At 35.1% G+C, this 5,752-nt stretch carries 6 protein-coding genes; 4 read left to right on the forward strand and 2 right to left on the reverse strand.

All coding sequences use genetic code 11. The features are described from left to right. Positions 1-133 precede the first annotated feature (133 nt). Complete coding sequence (locus QZ055_RS07765) at positions 134-1,591, forward strand: hypothetical protein (protein WP_295825807.1); 1,458 nt, start codon at positions 134-136, stop codon at positions 1,589-1,591. A 328-nt stretch (positions 1,592-1,919) separates the two neighbouring features. Further along, on the forward strand, positions 1,920-2,240 hold the full coding sequence (locus tag QZ055_RS07770; protein WP_295825809.1) for a hypothetical protein: 321 nt from the start codon (positions 1,920-1,922) through the stop codon (positions 2,238-2,240). Between the two features lie 47 nt (positions 2,241-2,287). Here QZ055_RS07770 and QZ055_RS07775 read toward each other — a convergent pair whose 3' ends face one another. Then, positions 2,288-3,661, reverse strand: a complete 1,374-nt coding sequence (locus tag QZ055_RS07775; RefSeq protein WP_295825812.1) for a phosphoglycerate transporter PgtP — start codon at positions 3,659-3,661, stop codon at positions 2,288-2,290. 458 nt (positions 3,662-4,119) lie between these two features. Between QZ055_RS07775 and QZ055_RS07780 the strand changes: the two genes are divergently transcribed. Together QZ055_RS07780 and QZ055_RS07785 are read left to right on the forward strand one after the other, a co-directional pair. Beyond that, positions 4,120-4,323 carry a type II toxin-antitoxin system RelE/ParE family toxin gene (locus QZ055_RS07780; RefSeq protein WP_295825814.1) on the forward strand — a complete coding sequence of 68 codons (204 nt, stop codon included), beginning with the start codon at positions 4,120-4,122 and terminating at the stop codon, positions 4,321-4,323. Positions 4,324-4,333: 10 nt separating this feature from the next. Then, positions 4,334-4,546 carry a hypothetical protein gene (locus QZ055_RS07785; RefSeq protein ID WP_024066462.1) on the forward strand — a complete coding sequence of 71 codons (213 nt, stop codon included), beginning with the start codon at positions 4,334-4,336 and terminating at the stop codon, positions 4,544-4,546. Positions 4,547-4,656: 110 nt separating this feature from the next. Here the strand turns inward: QZ055_RS07785 and QZ055_RS07790 are convergent, their stop codons facing one another. Continuing rightward, positions 4,657-5,448 carry a carbon-nitrogen family hydrolase gene (locus QZ055_RS07790; RefSeq protein ID WP_295825817.1) on the reverse strand — a complete coding sequence of 264 codons (792 nt, stop codon included), beginning with the start codon at positions 5,446-5,448 and terminating at the stop codon, positions 4,657-4,659. Between the last annotated feature and the right edge of the window lie 304 nt (positions 5,449-5,752).

Here is a 5,752-nt window from a genome sequence, read left to right on the forward strand (position 1 = left end):
TGAGGGGGTGGTGAGCGTACGCTCGTGAGGGTTCAAGTCCCTCCAACCGCACCAAATATATAAGGACCTACAGATTACTGTAGGTCCTTTTTGCTATAACATTAAAAGTTGTAGATGTATATAGGAGAGAGAAATGAATAAGAAATATTTTGTGCTGATGATGCTTTCACTAGCATTATATAGTCAGTCTAGTTTTGCAGCAGAAGTAGTAGATAGTCAGAATCAAAATATAAGTATTGAACAAAAAAATAATACAAAGTTAAAACAGTTTGTACAAACAAAAGGCCCAGTAAAAGTAGATTTTGTTGAGGTTATTCCTGGTGCTTTTAAAGCTGTTATAAAAGATAAATCGATAGATACGAAGGCACTTTCAATTGGCGATGAAATTATATTAGAGCGGATGGAGAAGGAGCACGGTTCTCAACGATTAAAAACATCAGGAAATCCCGATTTTGGAAGTGAATACAAAACGTTTGATCCACTTTACAATGATAAGGATGAAAAAGCGTTAAAAGAAATTAAACACTATAATACTGAATCAACACGTAATGAAGGCTACTTTATTGGAGGCCGCAATAAACCTTTACGCATTGTGAGTCCATATATGAAAAAGAATGGGCAAGGAGAAATTAAGCTAACTAATCCTGTTAATACTAAAGATTATCGAACTCGTGCTGATCGGGATGCAGCAAATGAAAGGGAAATTCGAGAATATTTAGATAAAAATAAGGGAAAAGGGCATGATCTATTTACGGCTAGATCTAAAGCTGAAATTAAAGAATCTTTGGAAGAATTTTTTAAACCGATAGAATTGATTCAGTATCCTATCAATAATCCAAAAGATTATAAAAGGATGCCTACGATTCCAGGCTTCCCCAAAAATATGCCAAGTTTTGCCAAAAACATTCATATGCATAGTAATCCAGGCTTTTTACAAGGTAGGGCTTATGTACAATTTGGATTTGGAGGCACATCGGAACAATTAAAGCCATATATTGATGAAGCGCTTTCAAATTCTAAAGTAGTTGTTTTAAAAGCTGATATATCCAATGTGTATGTTAAACGATATATCGATTCGAATATGGCTTATGCAGATTCTCTATATGCATTAATTCCAAGGTTGATATTGACTGTAAAAAATACAACTGTGCCGATGGGTAAATTTATACAAGAGCGACAAGACCATCCAATTGATAAATCTGTAGATGAAATATATGAGTTGGAAAATCAAGTATTAGCAGAATTCAATAAGGTACAGATTGCAGATGAAGACAATAGTGCAAAGTATAAGAGATATTTTGAAACTCGTAAACGAATAGAAGATGCGCGAGACGCATTAAAGCCTAAACCGGATTATGAAAATAAGCGTTCTAAAGATAAAGTGTATCCAATTTATACTGAAAAGGAAAATCAAAAGCTTCAAAAACAATATTTGCATAGATTGTCATATAATGAAGATTCCATAGAAATACCAGACAATTATGTATTGTATGTATATGATTTTGGGGGAAGTCGGAATCATCCATATTCTCTAGGTGCTGCAGTTAGTCCTGATAAAAACTACATAATATATTTCTGCCAACAAGGTTGATCATAAAACAATAAAAGGTAGCAACATATATGTTGCTACCTTTTTTGCTATATCCATCTAGGCAGAATTTCATATTATATGTACAATCATAGTAATTAATAATATATTGATTTTAGTATGAGAGAATTTTATGAAATTTAACTATGGCGAGACGCTGCGAATCCGAAATGATTTATATACGATCCTAGGCAAGATACGCTACATTGATACTCATGGGGCGATTGGGTATAAGTATAAGCTGGTCAAACATAAGAATAACGCAGAATTTTGGATCCGGTGGAATAAAACACATGGTGCATATCAGTTTACAAAGTTGTGTGGTAAAGCGATGCCATCTGACATGAACGTAGTACATCGTGGCTATCAGATGGTTATAGGTACAAGAGGGGATATAGATATAGATTTTGCGGATGTAGCTCGTTATGAAGAGTATGAAGATGCTAATGGCACTCATACATTTATTGTTGAAAAAGGGGTCCATACGACTGAGTATTCAAAAGGCGTTTATGTTGATAAGGAATATGTGTCTCTTGAAAGCGATGCAGAGATACCTAAGCCCATTCTAGATAAAATGGATACCGTTAAGAAAATGAGATTCATAGGGCCCATAATTTGGTTCTTGGCGAACTTATTAAACAATAAAAGGTAGTAACAATTTTTTGTTACTACCTTTTTGTTTGCTCTAGAATTTAGTTGTTAGCTGTTAGCTTCAGCTGTTTGGAGTTGTTCAAGTTCTGCTTCTTTAGCATTTAATTCTTTTGCACCAAAGTGGGCAAGTACACAGAATGTAATGCAAAGAATACATGCTACCATTAGGAGATAGAAACCTGCATTCCAACCGAATTTATCTGCTAAAACACCAAATAGTGTTGTACCAAGGTTGGCACCTACGATGTAACTCATAAAGCCACGAAGACCAACAGCAGAGCCTACAGCGAATGGAGGTACAATATCCATAGTTTGTACAGATGCTAAGAATTGAGGAATGTAGATTAAGCAACCTACAACAGCAGCAAAGAATGTAACCCATAAGAGGGATTCACTTTGCCAATAGCCAAAGATACAGAAGAAGATAATACTTACTGCAATGATTGCTGGTGGCATACGATAACCTTTGAAGAATTTATCGGAAATGTAACCTGCAAAAAGTGTAGAAGGAATGGCTGCCCATTCAAAGAATAAGAAGGCGATGGACATTTCAGCTTTAGAGAAGCCTTTTACTTGTAATAAGTAAATAGGTAACCATGTAAGCATACCGAAACGAATCATATAAACGAATGTATCAACTAGAGACACATACCAAGCATTTTTATTTTTTAATACATATTGTACAAAGATTTGTCTTGTGCTTAGGTGAGGTGCTTCTGCACTTCTATGTGCTTTATGAGATGTATCGGCAATGATTTCACTAGTTGGCGGTAAGCCTTCGCGTTCAGGACTTTCTTTAATCAAGAAGCAAATAATAACAGCTACTATAATTGCAATAATTGCAGGAATACCATAGCTGCCTAATTGCCAGTGATCGGTAGTAGTGAAGTATAGCGCAGCGGCTACGATTGGTGCTACGATACCACCACCAAGATTATGGGAGATATTCCAAATTGCCCCAAAGCGACCACGTTCCTGTTTTGGATACCATTTGGCAAGTGTGATGAAGGATGGACCTACACCAAAGCCTTGGAAGAAACCATTAAGAACTACTAATACTAAGAAGAAGGCGAGGCTGTCGGCAAAGCTCATAAAAATGTTGATAATTGCACAACAAATAAGACCGAAAGCCATGAATTTTGCAGGGCTTGCTTTGTCAGCAAGACTACTCATAAAGCCTTTACTTAGACCATAGGCGATAAGCATACCACTAGATAACAAACCGATTTCGGTTTTGCTCATGTGTAAGATATCTGATAAAAAATGAGTTGATAAGGCAAAGTTGTTACGAACAATATAGTATGCTGCGTAACCAATGAAAATACCAATTAAAGATTGGAATCTGTATTTATAGTATAGATTCATAATCATATTCTGTGGTACAGATGATTTTGCCTCTTTTGGTTGTAGAAATGAAAACATTATTATTACCTTTCTTTCTTAATAACCAAATTCTAGTGCACTGCTAATACTACCACTTCTAGATGATTTATGTAAATGATTTATGGTACGAAAATAAGCGTTTATGTCATGAAATTTATTAATAATACAATTTATATAAATCTTTTGCAAGTATTTATTAGTAAAAAGAAAAGATAAAATTTTTCTAAAATATTGACAAAGTTATTTTATAATTGTATATTAAAGGTGACATACTGGCGTGTCGTTAAAGGGACTTAGAGAGAGTTAGCCAGACTGACATACGATATAGTTCGAGAGTAACTATATACATAAAAAGGCATGCCGCTGAGAGACGAGAGAAGGGTGGTGTGCCTTTTTTGTATGCCTAATTTCTGAAATATAAAATTTTATTAAAATAGTACTGTTTGTGTGTTTAAAGAATAGACTAAAACCTCCCTATGTAATACAATGTATTATCAATGCAACGTTATCTCTTTAATTGGCTTATCAAGAATGTAAATCATGTAGAAAATCCTAGATATTCAGGAAAATCATTGACAGGCAATAAGACGGGGCTGTGGCGTTATCGCATTGGTAATTATAGAGTCATTGCTGATATTACTGATGATAGATGTATTATTTTAGCGTTAGAAGTTGGCCATCGAAAAGATATTTACAAATAGAGGATATACTATGAAATACTTACGTCGTGAACTTAATCAAGTAGAAAAAGAATATTTAAAACAATTTGGACAAGACTCTTTAAACCGTGTCGTTCTACACGATCCAAATACAAAGGATAAACAAGAGGTACAAGATACGATTGATATTCTAAAAGATGCTATGGCAAAGAACAAACCTCTAGAACAAGTTCCAGAGGATATGTGGAAGCTTATTGAGTTTTAAAGGATGAGTCATCTATTTCTTACATACAGTTCAATAAAAATAAAAGGAACATTGTTAATCGAATGACCTTCTTAATTTAAGGAGGTAGTTCAAAACAATGTGCCTTTTTGTTATAGGTTATAGAGTTCAGGTTTGCGATCTCTAAAGATATTAATTTTGTTACGAATGTCTTCGACTACAGCGAGGTCGATATCTACGGAAGCAATGCCTTCGTTCGTATCCATTTCGAGGAGGTTCGTGCCCCATGGATCATAGACGGCAGAGTGACCTGTGCTTTGAACGCGGCCTACTGTGCCACAGCCGTTTACGGCACAGACGAAGAGTTGGTTTTCTATGGCTCGTACTTCATTGAGTACTTGCCAATGACGTAAACGCATCGTAGGCCATTGAGCAGGCACAAATAATAATTCTGTACCTGGCAATGCAGCCATTCTTACCAGCTCAGGGAAACGGATATCATAACAAATGACAGTACTGCAAGGGATTCCGTCTAGCTCGAAATGTGTAGTATGAGTACCGCTAGCAAAGTATTTGTCTTCTTTTGCAGGGCTAAAGCCATGCATCTTGGAATATTCTCCTACAAGTTCACCGTTTCGGTTGTAAACATAGGATGTATTAAATACGAGATTGTCTTTTGCAACTGCTACAGATCCGCCCACAATATTTACATTATGTTCTTTAGCGAATGCACTTAATAAGGCTTTTGTGCGGTCCCCATTATTATCGGCGATATTGATTAAATCTGTAGATGGATAAAAGCCAGTGTTCCAGGTTTCAGGTAATACAATAATATCTGGACTTTCAGATAGAGATTGAGTTAATAATTCTTGAACGTGATTGTAGTTATATTCTACGTCGTTTACGTGGACATCCATTTGTATGAGAGTCAGACGTTTTTTCATGGTAAATCCTCTGTGTATTTAAATAGTATAGTTTACGCTATATAGTATATAATTAAAATATTAAAGCATTATTGAGAGTATTACAATATGACAATGATAATAGTTTAAATACTATTCTTTTGTAGGAATGGATAGAATGGATTTAAATAGTACTAGATGTACAGGTAATCATTGGCATAGGTATTCTAGATGAGCCTATGTATCCTAGACCTAGAAAATCGATTGATGAGGTACTAGTAAAGCGTTAGTTTTTTACTATTCTTCATAGAAATGTTATAATATTCTGTATATAATTGTGTTCTGA

It is taken from the genome of uncultured Veillonella sp., assembly GCF_905209685.1.
Taxonomy (GTDB): domain Bacteria; phylum Bacillota; class Negativicutes; order Veillonellales; family Veillonellaceae; genus Veillonella.